General features: G+C 59.3%; 7 protein-coding genes. 4 read left to right on the plus strand and 3 right to left on the minus strand.

The window, feature by feature from the left end; genetic code table 11:
* The first annotated feature begins 393 nt into the window (after positions 1–393).
* The 4 genes from J3U88_RS28895 (at position 394) to J3U88_RS28910 (ending at position 7,456) form a co-directional block, all read left to right on the plus strand.
* Positions 394–1,644, plus strand: coding sequence for a tetratricopeptide repeat protein (locus J3U88_RS28895; protein ID WP_207862496.1), 1,251 nt, complete (start codon positions 394–396; stop codon positions 1,642–1,644).
* On the plus strand, positions 1,641–6,215 hold the full coding sequence (locus tag J3U88_RS28900; protein ID WP_207862497.1) for an RHS repeat-associated core domain-containing protein: 4,575 nt from the start codon (positions 1,641–1,643) through the stop codon (positions 6,213–6,215). The genes J3U88_RS28895 and J3U88_RS28900 overlap by 4 nt, the downstream gene beginning before the upstream one ends.
* Positions 6,216–6,315: 100 nt before the next feature.
* A complete protein-coding gene (locus tag J3U88_RS28905) occupies positions 6,316–6,873 on the plus strand; it encodes a hypothetical protein (protein WP_207862498.1) in 558 nt (185 codons plus the stop codon).
* A 49-nt stretch (positions 6,874–6,922) separates the two neighbouring features.
* Positions 6,923–7,456 carry a hypothetical protein gene (locus tag J3U88_RS28910; protein WP_207862499.1) on the plus strand — a complete coding sequence of 178 codons (534 nt, stop codon included), beginning with the start codon at positions 6,923–6,925 and terminating at the stop codon, positions 7,454–7,456.
* A gap of 288 nt (positions 7,457–7,744) precedes the next feature.
* Here the strand turns inward: J3U88_RS28910 and J3U88_RS28915 are convergent, their stop codons facing one another.
* The 3 genes from J3U88_RS28915 to J3U88_RS28925 all read right to left on the minus strand — a co-directional run bounded on the left by J3U88_RS28915 (position 7,745) and on the right by J3U88_RS28925 (position 15,629).
* Positions 7,745–11,209, minus strand: a complete 3,465-nt coding sequence (locus J3U88_RS28915; RefSeq protein WP_243436215.1) for a transglutaminase-like domain-containing protein — start codon at positions 11,207–11,209, stop codon at positions 7,745–7,747.
* A complete protein-coding gene (locus J3U88_RS35475) occupies positions 11,101–11,751 on the minus strand; it encodes a DUF3857 domain-containing protein (protein WP_423842092.1) in 651 nt (216 codons plus the stop codon). Before J3U88_RS35475 ends, J3U88_RS28915 begins: the two co-directional genes overlap by 109 nt.
* A gap of 725 nt (positions 11,752–12,476) precedes the next feature.
* Positions 12,477–15,629, minus strand: coding sequence for a non-ribosomal peptide synthetase (locus J3U88_RS28925; RefSeq protein ID WP_207862502.1), 3,153 nt, complete (start codon positions 15,627–15,629; stop codon positions 12,477–12,479).
* Positions 15,630–15,803 lie beyond the last annotated feature (174 nt).

Consider the following 15,803-nt stretch of genomic DNA (forward strand, 5'->3'; position numbering starts at 1 on the left):
TAGGTGCGCCGGCGCGGCGGCGCCTTGGGTTCGGATATCATCGGATCGCCCCAAGAGTAACACGGCACCGGCTTTGTCGTGACCGGTTCGCGACCGACGGAAGAAAAAAGCGGCTTTGGAATAAAGGGTTTGGCGGGGAGGCACTGGTTTGTGGTGCCGGGCGACCCGTATATTTATAGGGTTTTGGGGTGCTTTCCCGCTGTGTGCTTGCTTTCGCGGGTGCCTTCCTTTATCTAATAATGTGTGTATCCCTTATCAGTGCCGTTCGTGGTTCAATAGGACCCTAACGACCCCTCCCCATTACCCTTTCTATAACAACTCCGTAAGCACTTACCGTTTCCGTGTTGAAGCGTTGCGGCGATATGGCCGCATCATCCGCCGGGAGGCTTTTCTTTGCTCAAGCTATTTGATGCGTTGCGAACCGAACTCGCCGCCTTTGTCGAAGGCGCGCAACACCGTGCCCTGCTGCTGGCGAGCAGCGACAACGACATCGCCTTTCCACTGAAAGTATTGCGCGAGGTCGAGGAAGGAGCTCCCGCCGATGTGTTCATGATGTACTGCGACAACTTCCAGGAACCCTCGGCTTATGCCGACGTTGTCATGGAACGCCTGCGCGAGGAACACCAAATTGCCGTTGAATGGCAGGTGGCCGATGGACGTGACCCCCTGCCTGATTTACCCGAATCGCTGTTTGACAATGCCCGCGCGCCGCAAGATCGCTTGGTAGAAGCCGTGCATGTTGTGCACGGTTGGTTTCCCCCCGAGGGGGATCACCGCTTGGTTTGGATCGCTGCACCGATGGAAACGGCGCGCGGCGAGGCTTGGCCGCAATTTTGCGAGCAACTGTACCGGGCTCTTGACGGAAATCCTTGGCTACGCTTGATTTTTCGCATGCCCGCCAACTTGCCGAAGCTGATTGAAAAAGGCAAAGCGCCCGCTTGGATGAGCCACAACGATGTAAAGCTAACGGGTTGTGATTTTGGGCCCAAGGCGATGGAAGAAAGTTTGGCCGAACAAGCCGAGGATCCCGAATTGGACGAGGACCAGCGCATGAATGCCTTGATGATGTTGGCCGTGCGCGATACCGGCTTTAACCGTCGCCGTGATGCCGAGGCCAAATACGCCGAGCTTTTGGAATACGGCCAACGCAAGGAAGATCCCTCCATCAAAGGCATGGCTTTAATGGGGCTGGGCGATCTCTACAAGCGCAACAACGAACTCAACGAGGCCGCGACCTGGTACGAGTGTGCCGTACCTGAAACCGTCGCGAGCAAACAAACGATGCCCATGTACCTTAATGTCAAGGGTTTGGCCGATACTTACTTCTTGCAACGGCGTTTCCCCGAAGCCGAGGAGGCTTATTTACAGGCCGCCCGCTTGGCGCAGGCCAATCAGGACACCGAAAGTTTTGCGCGGATGATCAACGGTCATGCCAAGGCCCGCGCCAAACAAAAGAACTGGGCCGGCGCGGTCGATCGCTGGGACTCGGCCGCCATCATCTGCCGGGACTACGACCACGACGACCTGCTCAAGGAAATCCTGCCTTCGCTCCGCAAGGGCTACGAAAAGCTGAACATGAATGATCACGCCAAGGCGATTGCCGCCGAGTTGACCCAACTCAAGACCAAAGGTGGTGTCGTATGAGTGATTTCTTTCAGAAACGCCATCCGCGTCCCGCCTCGGCCGCCATGCAAAACCGGCCGACCAACGTGCTCCACACCATCGCCGACGGCATCAACACCGTGGTCGGCGCCCCCGCGCGGGTGGTTGACAAGGTTAACGAGGGTTTTGCCGTGGCCACCAACGCCATTGCCGAAGCCCTGCCTTCCTTCCCGGCCGCGACTTTCGGCAACATGGCCCTCGGCATGCCCCACGCCCATATTCTTCACCCACCCAGTGGCCCGCTTCCCATTCCACCGATTCCGCTGCCGTCCCTCGGTCCGATTATGCTGGGCAACTGCGTGCAGGTCCTGATTAACGGCAAACCCGCCGCCCGCGCCGGCGATATCGGCTTGGGACCAACCTGTTGCGGTTTGCCGCCTTTCTACGAAATTTTTACCGGCTCGTCCAAGGTCTTCATCGGCGGATCCCGTGCCGCCCGCGTCACCGATGTCACCATGCACTGCACCTGTGTGCCCGCCGGCGGGGCCGCCCGTGCCGCCAAGGCCGCTCAGCAGGCCACCAAAATGGCCAAATTTATGAAAGTCGCCGGCGCGATTTTTTCCGGTGCGCAAACCGCCATTATGATCGGTGGCTTCACCGCGCAAGGGCTGTCCGCGGTCGGCGATGCGATTGAATCGGTCGAGGCGGACAATTCCGCCATGGCCGACGCCTTGGCGCTTAGCGCCGCCATGGGAGCCGCCCAGTTGGCCAACGACGCCGCCGCCATGGCCGCCAGTTTACTCATGGGCAAGGACATCTGTATTGCGCCCGTCAATCCCGGCATGATTCTCAATGGCTCGCCCAACGTGCTGATCGGCGGTTTTCCCATGCCCTCGTGGATGGACCTCGCCAAAGGTTTGTTGAAGCTCGTCAAAGGGTTGCGTAGCCGCATGCGTCGCCGTCAAAACAACACCCCGAGCGCGGCCGACAACGGGCGCCCCGCGCGCACCGTTGACAGCACGCCCACCAACGGTTGCCCGATCAGCATGATCAACGGCGAGGAATTGCTCGACCTTTCCGACTTTGACCTGCGTGGCCCGCTGCCGTTTAAATGGCGCCGCATCTATCGCTCCAGCCACAACCGCAATTTCGGACTGGGTCACGGTTGGACCTTTCCCGGCGTGGAACACTTGCGCGTCGAGGCCGAGGAAACCGTTTACTTTACCGAGGAAGGCCGCAACATTTTCCTGCCGCGTTTGGCCGAGGTTGGGGACGAAGGCGGTCATTCGCGCGAGCGCATGAACCTGGTGTGGGAATCCGATACCTGCATGCGCCTGACCACCCGCGGCGAACCGGACAAGTTATTCGCGCCCAGCAAGCACCGCGCGGATTACTGGGACCTGAGCGCCGTCGTCGACCGTTACCAAAACCGCATCACCTTCGAACGCGACAGCCAAGGTCGCCTGGAAACCATCACCAATGGTTATGGGCGCGGAGTGCGTTTGGTTTATGGTTCCGCGGGAATGATCGAACACATCGTACCCGAGGGCGAGGCCTATGAGGGCATTGAACCCGCCTTTGTCAGCTACGAGCACGACCTCGACGGTGATTTGGTTGCCGTCCGCAACCGCGCCGGCAACGGCGAGCGATACCGCTACGAGAACCACGTCTTGCTGCAGCGGACCATGGCTTCCGGGTTTAACTTTTTCTTTGAATGGGACCGCCACGACATTTACGCCCGCTGCCTGCGCAACTGGGGCGAGGACGGTCTGTTCGACTACCACTTCATTTGGTCGCCCGAGGGCAATCGCTCCGAATGTGTCGACAGCCGCGGCGCCCGAGTCGGTTACGATTTCGACGAACACGGCATGGTGACCTGCCTCAAGGATCGCAACGGCCGCACCACCTATACCTTCTACAACGACCTGGGCGATCCCACGCGGGTGATGGGGCCCGGTTCGATCCGCGAAACCTATGAATACGATGAGCGCGGCAACTGTACCCGCTTTACCAACGCCGGCGATCAGGTCTTCGAAATGACCTACGACGGCGAGGATTGCCCGATTACCTTCACCGACCCCGCCGGGTTTTCCCAGAAACGCACTTACAACAAACAGGGATCGGTTTCGGAAATCCTCGACCCGCTCGGCAACGCAACCCGCTTTGCCTACAGCGCCCAGGGGATGCCGACCCGCATTGACTACGGCGGCAAGGGCAGCGTGGCCCTCGGTTGGAATGCGACCCACGACTTGTTGTGGAAACGCGACGGCGCCGGGCGCACCGTGCGTTACCAGACCACCCGCGACGGTTTTGTCGAAGCCGTCACGCTCTCTGACGGTTCCAAAATCAAATACGAACTGGACGGGCACGGGCTCCCGATTGGGATGACCGAAAACAGCGGGCGCCGTCACCGGTTCGCCTACAACGCGTTGGGCCGGATGACCAAATACACCGACCCAACCGGGCGCACCATGCACCAGGAGTTCCACCCCTTCGGTTTGTTGACGCGGCTCAAGCGCCTCAACGGCTCCGAGTTGCGGTTTGGATACGACAGCGAAGCCAACCTGACCACCATCCACAACGAGAAAGACGAAACCTACCGCGTCCACTATGACTTTGAGGGCAACATCATTGGCGAGCGTGGTTTTGACGGCCTGGAAACCCTTTACAAACGGGACGAGCGCGGTTTCGTCAAAGAAGAGCAAATCGGCGGCACCCAGCGGCTGCGGTACCAGCGCGACAATTTAGGTCGGGTCCTGCAAAAAACCGGCAGTTCGCGGGCGGGCAACAGCTGTTCCGTGAATTACACCTATGATGCCGCCGGCCATTTGGTGCAGGCGCGCAACGAGGAACGCACCTCCAATTTCACCTACGATGTGTTGGGTAACTTGCTGGAGGAAGCGGGTGATTGGGGTTTTGTACGCCACGCCTACGATACCTTGGGCCGCCGGACCGCCAGCCAATACGGGTTGGATCATTTACTGGAGATTGAACGGGGCGAGGCCGGTTTTGTCGAAAGCATGCGTTGGAACGGCGAAAGCTTGGCCGATTTCGCGCTTGATGGCTTGGGCCGCGAGCGCCGCCGCAAGCTGGCCAACGATCTGACCATTGATTTTCAGTTGGACGAGCACCAGCGCTGGAAAAATTACCGGGTTACCCACAACAAAAAAACCAACGGTGATCGCTTGGTCGTCGACCGTTATTTCCAGTACGACGACCACGACCGGCTCAGCCAGGTCCATGATTCACGGACCGGCCTCACCGTGTATAAGTACGATCTCAATGATCGCTTGGACTCCGTGGAAGGCTTTTTGGACGAGGTCTTCCACTACGATCCCGCCGGCAACCTGCTCGCGACCCAAGGTCGCAAGCCGGAACCCGAGGCCGCGCCCGACCCATCGCCGGGGAACCGGCTGGTGGAAGTGGACGGCCGTGCGCTCGAATACGATGCGGTCGGTAATGTGATCGCGCGCTTGCACAAGGGCAGCCGCGTGGACTTGGAATACAACGCGTTTAACCAGCTTATTCGCAGCACGCGCGAGGGTAAGGTTACCGAATATGGTTACGACGCGCTGGGCCGCCGCGTGCGCAAAACCACCGAGGGCGTGTCGACCTGGTTCACCTGGGACCGCGACACCATGGTGCAGGAGCGGACCGAGGACGCCGCGCTCATCACCTACCTTTACGAGCCCGGTCGTTTCGCGCCCTTGGCAAGGACCCAGGGTGCCGAGACGCTTTACTACCACAACGACCATCGCGGCGCCCCGCGCGAAATGACCGACACGCTCGGCCAGGTTGTTTGGTCCGCGCAATACAGTGCTTACGGCCGCATCATTGAGGAAACGGGGGAGGGCGACAACAAGCTGCGCCTTCAAGGCCAGTATCAAGATGACGAAAGCGGTTTGTACTACAATGCGTACCGCTATTACGATCCCGAGTTGGGCCGTTATATCGGCCAGGATCCGATTGGTTTGGACGGCGGGCTTAACGCCTACGTGTACACCGCCGATCCCTTGCGCGAGACCGATCCGCTGGGGCTTTGCCGGAGCCACCTCAATGCCACCTCCTGGCAGCATTTTCAGCAGGTAACCACCGGCTGGTTTACCAACAAAAACAACTACATGGGTGATGTCCCGGCCAATCCCACCCACCACCGTACCTTTGCCGCTTCCGGCTGGCAGGTTTACCGAAACACCTCGGCACCGGGTGTGATGCCGATTATGGGACGCACGCCGCATCTAGACGTGTTTGAAGCAAACAACGGTTTGGCCGGTTATGATCGGCTGAATGCGAACAACTGGTCCCTGCATGTCAACGATGCGTGGATGATGGGCGGCGTCGATTCCGGGAAAACCTTCCGCATCGTCAGCGATCCGTTTAATCCCGAAACCCACATTCGCCGCGACCAAACGACCCAGGTGGTTCAGGGTCCGAGTGTGACCAACCGCGAACTAGGTATTTTGAGCAACTTTGGCTACACTTTTTACCCAGACGGCCCGGACGGCGGCGGGTATATGGTGCCGCCCGGGGGGTCACCGCCCTCCGGTGTCACCAGTTCGGGCGTGCCGATCACCTTCCCGATGGTTCCGGCGACCGGGTCGGGACCGCCCTGATCGAAGCCTGCTTGACGCGGGAGGCGACTACCACGAAGCGGTATCTCTCGCGCGGCAAGCGTGCCTGGCCGGGCAGCATTGAAAATGAGGAGTTGTTGCGATGGACGGTGCACTGAAGCAAGGGTTGCTCGATTTTCACGCGGCCTTCAAGAAAGGCGGCTTCGCCGCGGTGGATTACACCCAGAAGCGGATTGGGGCGACCCTGCGCGACGCCCTGCCCGAATTTTTGGGGGAACAAGGCCCGAGTATCCCGTTTCACGAGCCCTGGTGTGCCTTTGAAGCCAACGCCTTTTTGTTGGCCGAGCTCTACCGTGACGGCGATGAGGCGGAACGCGCCGAACTGCGCGCCTTCCTCCAGGAACACCCGCCGATGCGCGTCGGCTTAATGCACGTGGTGGAATGGAGCCTGCCGATGATGCACCGCGGTGTGTTCCCGCGGGAGCGCATCCAAGCGTTGTACGATTTTTTCGCCATCATGGATGAACCCATGAACTTTCGCCGCTTCACGGGCACCCTCAGCGCCCTATGGGATGTGTGCGACAGCAGGGGGTTGGACCCAAAAAGTTACCAATTGGCCGCGGCGGCGATTGCGCGCCCCGCCTACGCCCCCGTCCTCGAGGCATTCACCCCGGTCAATCTCGGTACGTGGCCTGGTTAACCCTTGGGGAAAAAAGGGATTAGTGCGAATGAAGTGAGGAGGGTTCACCGTGGGCCACGATTATGTAGGATTCGCCAATCGAACCCGTAAAGAATACATAAGACCGCTGGGGGGTGGTTCGACCAGTAACCTTGACTTTATGATGCGCGATCCGTTTTTGGCACCGGCGGCCCTGCATTTAATCACGGTGCCCCATCACTTCTTTATGCCGGAGGGGGATACCGGTGTTCTTTACCCCGGAATATGGGCGAGATGCGACTATTTTTGGGTGAGCGATTACGATGAAGCATACGATTGTGCGCAATGGGACGAAGAATGGACCGACGTGACGGCAGATGCGTTCGTGATGTTGTTGGCTTTTCCTTTTGTTGGCGGGGTCGACCAAATCCTAGAGGATCTGACCACATCTAAAAGAACCTTGATTACCATTGGCGACATCTACGAAAAAACCAAGTCGAAAGCCGTTGAAAAACGATTGATCGACGCGTTCGGAAAGGCCTGGTCAAAATGGTATTACGACGCCTTGGCGCACCGTTTCAAAGCAACGCCGACCAGGCCAAAGATCAAAGAACTCGGAAAATGATAAATAGTGGTAACAAACGTTTTTCCGCCGTTCCAGTTCCGCCTTTCCAGTGCCGGTCGCAGCGCAAAAAAGGGTCGGGCGAGGCCCCGACCCTATGGTTCAACGTTAGCCCACATTGCTTACAAGGTGCTGCGCCGCGGGGCAACCGGCCGCTTTACTCAGTCGCGTGATACGCACCGAAACGCTGCACCGCCGAAAGGTCGGGCTCGCTCCGTTTGCGCTTGGTCGCAACCTTCCTACCCACGAGGCTTTCAGCTTCTCGCGACGCATCCGTGTGAGAAAAACGGGTTAGGGCATCAAAACCGCCGCGTCCAGTTCGGCCGTTCGGCGTTGTACCAAGTGGCCCGTGTCGAGGGGGTCCTCCAGATCTTGCGGGACGCGCGCGTAGTAGGTACGCGCGATGTCGGGGAAATTGAGCTGCTGCGCAATGAACCCCAGGACATAGAAATCAACCCCTTCCGGTCGGAAGCGCCGGCCGGCGAGGGCGGTTTTCCGCAGGGTCTCCACCGCGTTGACATACCGGCCCGTTGTCGCGTAAAGCGTGGCCAGCGTATGGAAGGATTCGCTGCTGATGTGCATTTGCCCTTTGCCGGGGTCGGCCGTGCCCACCCGGCGTTCCGCGACGGTGACGGCCTCGGACAAGGGGATCACGTCTTCGAACAAGGCATACCACGCCAAGGTGTTGTCCACCGTTTCTTTACGGCCTTGCGGATGCTCGGCCAGCATTTTCAGGAGCTGCTGGTAGCCGGCCATGTCGCCTTTTCCGCGTAAGTACACCATTTGGTGTCGTTGGAACGGATAGCTGTTGTCTTCCTTGCCCAGCCAAGCGGCGAGTAGTTCGTCGTGTTCTGTGAACCGGCCCGCCTGTTCCAGCCGTCTGAGCAAGGTTAAAGCGTTGCGCGCGTCCGTGTGTTGTTCGTAATGGGGTTTGTAGATGCTGAGCGCGCGTTCGTGTTGTTCGTTTTCCGCCCACATCGTCGCGACCGACATGGTCAGGTAATCAACCACCTGCTCGTCCGCCGCCTTTGCCAACGCGGTTTCCAGGCGGGCCAGGCGTTTGGGAGGGCTTTCGGCGGTAAGGCCGAAAACCATGGCAAAAAGCTGTTCCGGGCGGCGGTCATGTGTTTTGAACAAGGTCCAAATCTTGCGAATGAGCGATTTTCCGATGCGGGGCCACCGGCCCGCGTTTTCTTTGGCGGTTGCCACATCGATGAGGCGCACGGCTTCTTTTTTCTGTTTGTTGTCCAGCAGGTAGGCGAGGCCGTCGGCAAAATGCCAGACCGAATCCATTCGGGTCACAATTCGGTAGCCCCTTTTGGTTCGGGTCACCCAGTAGGTATTGGGTTCCTGAAGGCCGAAGGTGGGCAAGGTAATGGAAATGAGCAGGTTGCGATCCCCGGCTTTGGCGTCGCCGTCCAGGAACTCAAAACGCATGTTGCTGGACACGGTATCCCAAATGTTTTGCTGGTTGTTTCCGTACTGGGTTTGGCTTGCCAAACGCAAGCCGTACCGCAGGGCTTCCAGGTCGTTCAATCCGAGAAAGGCCCCTTCAATGCCCATTTCGTGTGCCTCAAAGGGTCTGCTTCCTTCCGCCAGGGCGATGCCGTTGGCAAAAAGGCGGTAAAGCGGGGTGCGGGGATCTTCTTCAGGGTACGCGGTGATGTCCACGGGTTGGGTCTCCCGCAATATGGCCAAACGCATTTTCAGGCCGTCTTCCTGTTGGGTTTCGGGAACTTCTTCTAGAAACCGTACCGCGGCCGGGTAATCCCGCATGCGCGATACCAGATCGGAGGCGTGGATCAATGCGGCCAATCGCTTTTTCGGGTCCGCGATCCGGCCGGCTTCTTCAATCGCCGCCTGAACACCGCGCCGTTGACTGATCAGGATCAAGTTGATATGTTCCAGATCTTTGCCTTGCATGTCGCGATAAATTGTACCGACCGCGTCGAGATTGCCCGCCAGCAGGTGGTTCACCAGGACATGGTTTTTGTAAGTGGCACCATAGTTTGCAAAAGGGATCAGTTTGTAGTTCTGGGCATTTTTTTTGAGCGTGGCCGGTTCGGTGATCAGCACACCCCCGTCCTGGTGATCTGCGACATAGGCGCGGTACACCTTTAGCAGGTTGTTGTCGGGATGGCGTTTGATGCTGCGGTCCAAAACCGCCAGCACCCGCGCGCGATGAAAACCGGGACCGAGCTCCTTGCCCAGAAAGTTCACGTTAAAAAGCGACAACGCCTTGAGCACTTCTTCCGGCTCATGCTGCAGCGCCAGACCGGCTTCAACCATGCCTAAGGCCGGTTCGAGCATACCCAAGGTGGAGAAACCCTGGGCCAAACGCAGATGCGTGGTGGTGTTGTTGAGGGTTTGTTTTTCCTTTAACAGAATGGCAAAGGCCTCTTTGATGTCGCCTTTTTCCAATAACTTCAGTCCTCGGTGCTGGTAGGTTTGGGTGAAGTTCATGGTTTTCAAATCCTGCAACCAGCCGTGAATTTGGGTGACTTCTTCCAGCGGATAACGACCGGCTTTGAAGGTCAACAGGATTTCGCCGCGGTTGGGGTCCTCGGCAAGGGTGGCCGCTTTCATGCTGAAATGCGTGCTCGTGTAATCAATTCGCGGAAAAGGCGCGGCCACCTCGAAGCCGGGCAGGTCATGAATTTCGAAGGCCATGCGGTAGGTACCGGCCCCGGTGACGGCGACGGGAACCAAGGTTTCCTCGGCTTCGAAATTCAGGAAAAAAGGAATCTCCTCGGTAATCCAAAACAGGGGCACGGTGATTTGGGCGAAATTGAACTGGACCGCGATCTTGTCGGTGGGTTCGATGGTGATTTCCCGTGCCCAGGGTTGGCTCAGGTCCGCCGGGTCGACTTGGTGGGTTTCTTCCACCGTATCGTCCTTCTTTTTTTGGTGTTGTACCTCGCGGTGGTGTTGGCGGAATTCGATTTCCTTGTTGCCGCGGCCTTCATAACGGGCTACGGCGCGACCTTGGCCGACGGCGGCCGGGTAGAAATCCCAGCGGGCGATCATGCCGTGGTCGGCCGGGTCGGGTCCGGGAATGGTCACCAGCGCCGCGTTTTCGGCCGAGGCGATCAGGGCCGGGCTGTTGTGCAGGTCAAAAGGCAAGGTCCCGTCGCGGTTTAATTCGACGGTGGGATCAAGCCATAAGTCGGTACCGTTTTCGAGGCGAACCACCACAATGGCGTGGTCAAAGGCGCCCAGGCCGGGTGTGTCGGGATTCACGCCGCCGCGGATGCTGTTTACCAGGGCCACGTCGGCGGCCAGACCGACGTCGCGCAACATGCCGACCAAAAGGGTGGCTTTGTCCTTGCAATCGCCGTAACCGCGTTTGAGTACCTCGTTGACCGCGGTCGGGGTGACGCCTTTATCGCCCAAGTACAGGCCGGTGTAGCGAATGCGGCGGTTCATTTCGTTGAGGATCCGTACCGCGGTGGCGCGGGGATTGTCGGCGACCACCCAGGCGGGTAATTCAGCGGGAAAATCGGCGTCGGCCAAGGCTTTTTGGACACGCGCGCTGTACGCCGTCCCGACGGCCTGCCAGGAGGGTGCGGTGCCGAAGGAGATGCGACCTTCGAAATATCCGTCGGCTCGGAAGACATCGTTCACCGTGATTTCCTTAACCGGTTTGGTCAGGGTCCAGCTTTCCCGAACCACGCCCCGTTTCTTTTTACGGCGGAAGGCGGCCTCCACCGACGGATCGATCCGATGGGTGATCTTGAGTTTGGCGGGCCGTTCCAAAATGAGGCGTTGGGGGTGTTTTTCAGAAGAAAAGTAAAAGGTCCAGGCGTCGCCGGCGTCGAAGAACGGACGGAGGCCGGGAATGGTGGTTTCCGTCTCGATAAGGGCGCCGACACGGACGTTGGGAAGGGGGGGTCTTCATTAAATTGGTTTTCCTCGCTGTCGGCGGCGGCGCTTTCGACGATATCGCTTTCGTTCAGCTCGTGTACCGCGCCGTCCGGGGTAATCACCCGAGCACGTATGACGGGCCGTGCCTGGTACCAAGGGCGCCAGGATGCTTCGACCGTTTCAAGGTCGCCTAACTGCTGGTGGCTATTGATGAAATAGGTCCGGCGGAAAACCGTCGTGCGGCGCCCTTCATGGTCGATGACGATTTTTTGCTCCGACCACAAGGTGTTTGAAACATCCTCAGGGTTCGCCGCGTGCTGTGCTTGTGCGGCTTGAATCAGGGTCTGGGGGTCGCCCTGCCAAAAAGGGAAGGCCCATTCGCGAAGCTCGCCCGCGTGCGCTGAATGGGAAAAAAGAAGGACGGTACCGAGCATCCATCGAAAAAGAGTCACAATGCCTCCTGTGGCCTTAACGCAAATAAAGCGTCTTTGGGTTTGAACAACGCGCGACCGCTTGGGGGCCGGCCTCGGGGATGGAGGCCGCGGGCCGCGTTCTCTATTAACAAAGCGCAAATAAGCGGAAAATACGCCAAAACCAAAAAAAAATATTTTGGTGCTTTATAAATGGCGACCTATCCGGCGCAGGCCGCGGAGAAAAAGGGCCGGAGGATGCTGAAACGGTTTTTTCCGGAAATATTTAAAAGAAGCGGCAGGCTGGAAAACATTGTGACATGCGTTATTTTTGCAAGTCAGGGCGAGGTCGCGGTGTCGCTCGGGGGCGAAACGCCTCGAAGGCGGGAACGGCGAACCCGCATTGCTCACAAAGTCTTCTGCCGCGGGGCGGCCGGCCGCTTTACTCAGCCGCGCGGTATACGACGAAACGCTGCACCGCCGAAAGGTCGGCCCCGCTCCGTTTGCGCACCGTCGTTTTCATCGTACCCATAAGGTGTTTCGCTTCCGCGACGAATCCTCGTAAGCAATGCGGGTTAACCGCAACGGCGTTTCGATTCAGGGAACCCAATCATGCCGAACCACCGCGACCGGCGTCAACGTCGCTTTGAAACGGCGGAAGCGATGTTCGGGTCATCTACGAACCTCGATGAGGACAAGGTACTTGCTACACCCTCGCGCGTGGTAAAGCCGTTTCGCCTTTTGCGCGGCTAGCTCTGCTGGTGGGGTTCGGGATCGGGCAAGGCTTTGCGGTCCAGCTTGCCGCTGGGCGTGCGCGGTAGCGCGGGCAGACGCACAAACCAGCGCGGTACCATAAACTTGGGCAGGCGTTCGCCCATCCACGTGCGCCAAAGTTCAATCAGGTTCGGGTCCTTGAGGGCCGAGACCACGTAAGCGGCGATATGGGTGCGGCCGTTTTTGTCGTGGCGCCGCACCGCGCAGGCGGCAATGTCGGGATGTTCCCCGAGCGTTGCCTCGATTTCGTCGATTTCAACGCGGTAGCCTTCGATGTTGATTTGGTCGTCGAGGCGTCCGAGGAACCGCAGTCGGCCGCGCATGTCAAAGCGGGCCAGGTCACCGGTGCGGTACATGCGCGAACCCGGATTGCGGGCGAAGGGATCGGGTAAAAAACGGCTTGCGGTTAAGGTGGGTTGCTCCCAATAACCCCGCGCTAAAATCTCGCCGCCGAGGAAGAGCTCGCCCGGCACGCCGATGGGCGCGGGTTGCATGTATTCGTCGAGCACGTAAGTGCGCGCATCCACAATCGGGGTGCCGACGGGTGGCAGGACCGGCCACACGTTGGGGCTGCCTTTGAGGGTGAGCTCACAGGCCACGTGGGTTTCGGTGGGGCCGTATTGGTTGATCAAACGCGCGGCGGGGTGTTTTTCAAAGAAGCGGGTCAGCGCCGGGGTGACGTGGAGCGCCTCGCCCGCGCAGACAATTTCGCGCAAATCGGCGATGCAGCGTTCGCCGATATTAAAACATTCGGCTAGGTTTTGTAGGGTGGTGAACGGCACGAACAAGCGCTCGATTTTATGAGAACGCAAATGCTCGATCAGCGAACGCGGCTCGGTGCGGGTTTCCTCGTCAACGATCACCAGGGTACCCGCGGCCCCCCAGGTACTAAAAATTTCTTGGAACGACACGTCAAAGGAAAGCGAGGCGAATTGGAGCGTGCGTGGTTTTGACAGGGAATGAGCGATTTGGTGGCGGATCAAATTGGAAAGGGCGTCGTGGGTCATGGTGACGCCTTTGGGCTGGCCGCTTATGCCCGAGGTGAACATGATGTAGGCCGCGTAGCTGGGATGGATCAGGGTTTCCAGGGGGATCGGGTCACCCTGTTCCTGAAGCTCGTGCTCGCTGTTGAGCGATAGCGTAATGGCTTCCGGCATGAGGAGTTGTGGCTGGTAATCGTGGTTGGTGATGATCACTGCCGGACGCGTCATTTCCAACATGCGCATCAGGCGCGGGCGCGGCCATTCGGGATCGAGCGGCACATATGCGGCACCGGCTTTGAGTGTGGCGAGCAAGGTGACCATTTGAAAGGCGTCGCGTTTGAGGCAAAGGGCGACCGGGCGTTCTTGGTCCGCGCCGAAATCCTGGAGTCGGCGGGCCAGCGCGTTGGACAGCTCTTGCAGGCGTGCGTAATTAAGCACGTTTGCGCCGTCTTGGATCGCGGCCACGTGGGGGCGTTCCGCCGCGGTGCGCGCGACCATGTCGGTTACCCGAACACCGGCGGCTTCGCGGGTCGCCAGCCATTCAGGCACCGGTGAGGCAACGGCCTGCCAGCCGTGAAGGAGCAGCCGTTTCTCCGGCAGCCCGAGCAGCGGGATTTGGGAGATGGGTAGGTCGGGATGCTTGGCGACGGACTCCAGCAGCAGGATCAGCCGTTCCGCGAAGCGAGCCACGGTGACCGCCTCAAAAAGGTCCTTGCTGTACATCATCGCGAAATGCAAGCTGACGCTGTCTTGGCTGACCTCAAGGCCCAAATCGTGGCGCGACACAATGGTTTTTTGGTATTCCGGCACCACGGTCAACCCGAAAATATCGGGCATGGGGTAGAGCTTGCGGTAGCGGAAAAAGACTTGGAAGAACGGGGCGATGTGATCGGCGGAGGGGCAACCCAGCGCTTCTTCAAGCCAACAGAGCGGCAGACGGTCGTGCTGGGCGATCTCATTCATCGTGGTTTGGATCTGGTCGAGCACTTCCGAGAAACGCGGGTTGTGACGCAAATCGCATGGGAACGGGAATTGGTTGTTGTAGGGACCGATTAACCCGTGGTTCATGGGGTGGTCAAAGCCGGATTCAAGGCCGATGAGCAGGCGTGGTTCGGTGCGGTGGCGCTTGAGCAACACGGCGAAGGCGGCGAGCAGGAAGGCGTCGACGGTGCCGCCGCCGGCTTCGCAACGGGCCTTGATGCGGGTGAGCAGTTCGCGCCCGCCGTTGAACCGGTGGAAACCCGCCTGATGGGTGGGGTCTTTGCCGCGCTGACGGTCGACAGGCAGGCTGATCACGCGGGGGAACCCGTCGAGCCGCTTGCGCCAAAAGTCGAGATCCGCGCGCAAGGCGGGCGAGCGTTCATACGCGGTTTGCGCCTGCATGTATGCCGCGGCTTGGATCAGCGGTTTCGGGCTGGGTCCTTTTTCGCGGTTGTTGCTCATCTCGTTGCGCAGGGCGGCAAAGAAGTCGTAGACCAATTGGGTTTGGCTGGGCCGGTCAACGGCGATGCGGTGCGCGGTCAGGGCGGCCATCCACTGGTGGTTGTCAAGGCGCAGCAGCATGGCGCGGAACGGTAAATCATGGGTCGGATCGTACCCTTGGCGGAACCAGGAGCGGAACTCCTCGCGGGTTTCGCGTTTGCGGGTGGACGGCGGCGAGGCGCGCAAGTCTTGGAAATGAATGGAAACAGCGCTCTGTTTGAAGGGATCCGCGACCGGGCCTTTGTCGGTGTTGGGAAACAGGGTGCGCAAAATGTCGTGTTGTTCGAGCAAGCGTTTGACCGCGATGCGGAAGGCATTGACGTCGAGTGCGCCGTGGATTTGGAACACAAGCGGGGTGAAGGGTTGATCGAAACGGCGCCCTTCCATGGCGCGATGCCACCAAACCCGTTGTTGGCGGGTGAGCCCGGTGCTTTTTTGCGGCGGCGGTTCGGCGTAAGCTTGCAAGGGCACGCGCACGCCGGGGAAACAACCGGGCATGGCACGGGCCAAACCAATCAGATCCGCGCCGCGTTCGGCGATTTCTTGCGCGGTTCCGTCGTCCAGGCGTTTTCCGGGATCGCCGATTTGGAGGCGTCCGTCGCACACCGACAACGTTACGCCGAGCTCGCGACACCGTTCCAGTAGTGACATCAGCTCGCGCATGCTACCCCTTCGTTTCACGAAAACGTGGACAGATTAAAAATAGATCCGGCGCGTGATCCGGCAACCACAAAGCACAGCCCATGCTTGCTGATGGGGCCGAACGAGACGGTGGGCCGCTTCAGCGAAGGCTGAACCCATGGTGGATAACGGGATTCACGTCGAGGGAATTGGCTC

The sequence above is a fragment of the Acanthopleuribacter pedis genome, from assembly GCF_017377855.1.
Classification (GTDB): Bacteria; Acidobacteriota; Holophagae; order Acanthopleuribacterales; family Acanthopleuribacteraceae; genus Acanthopleuribacter; species Acanthopleuribacter pedis.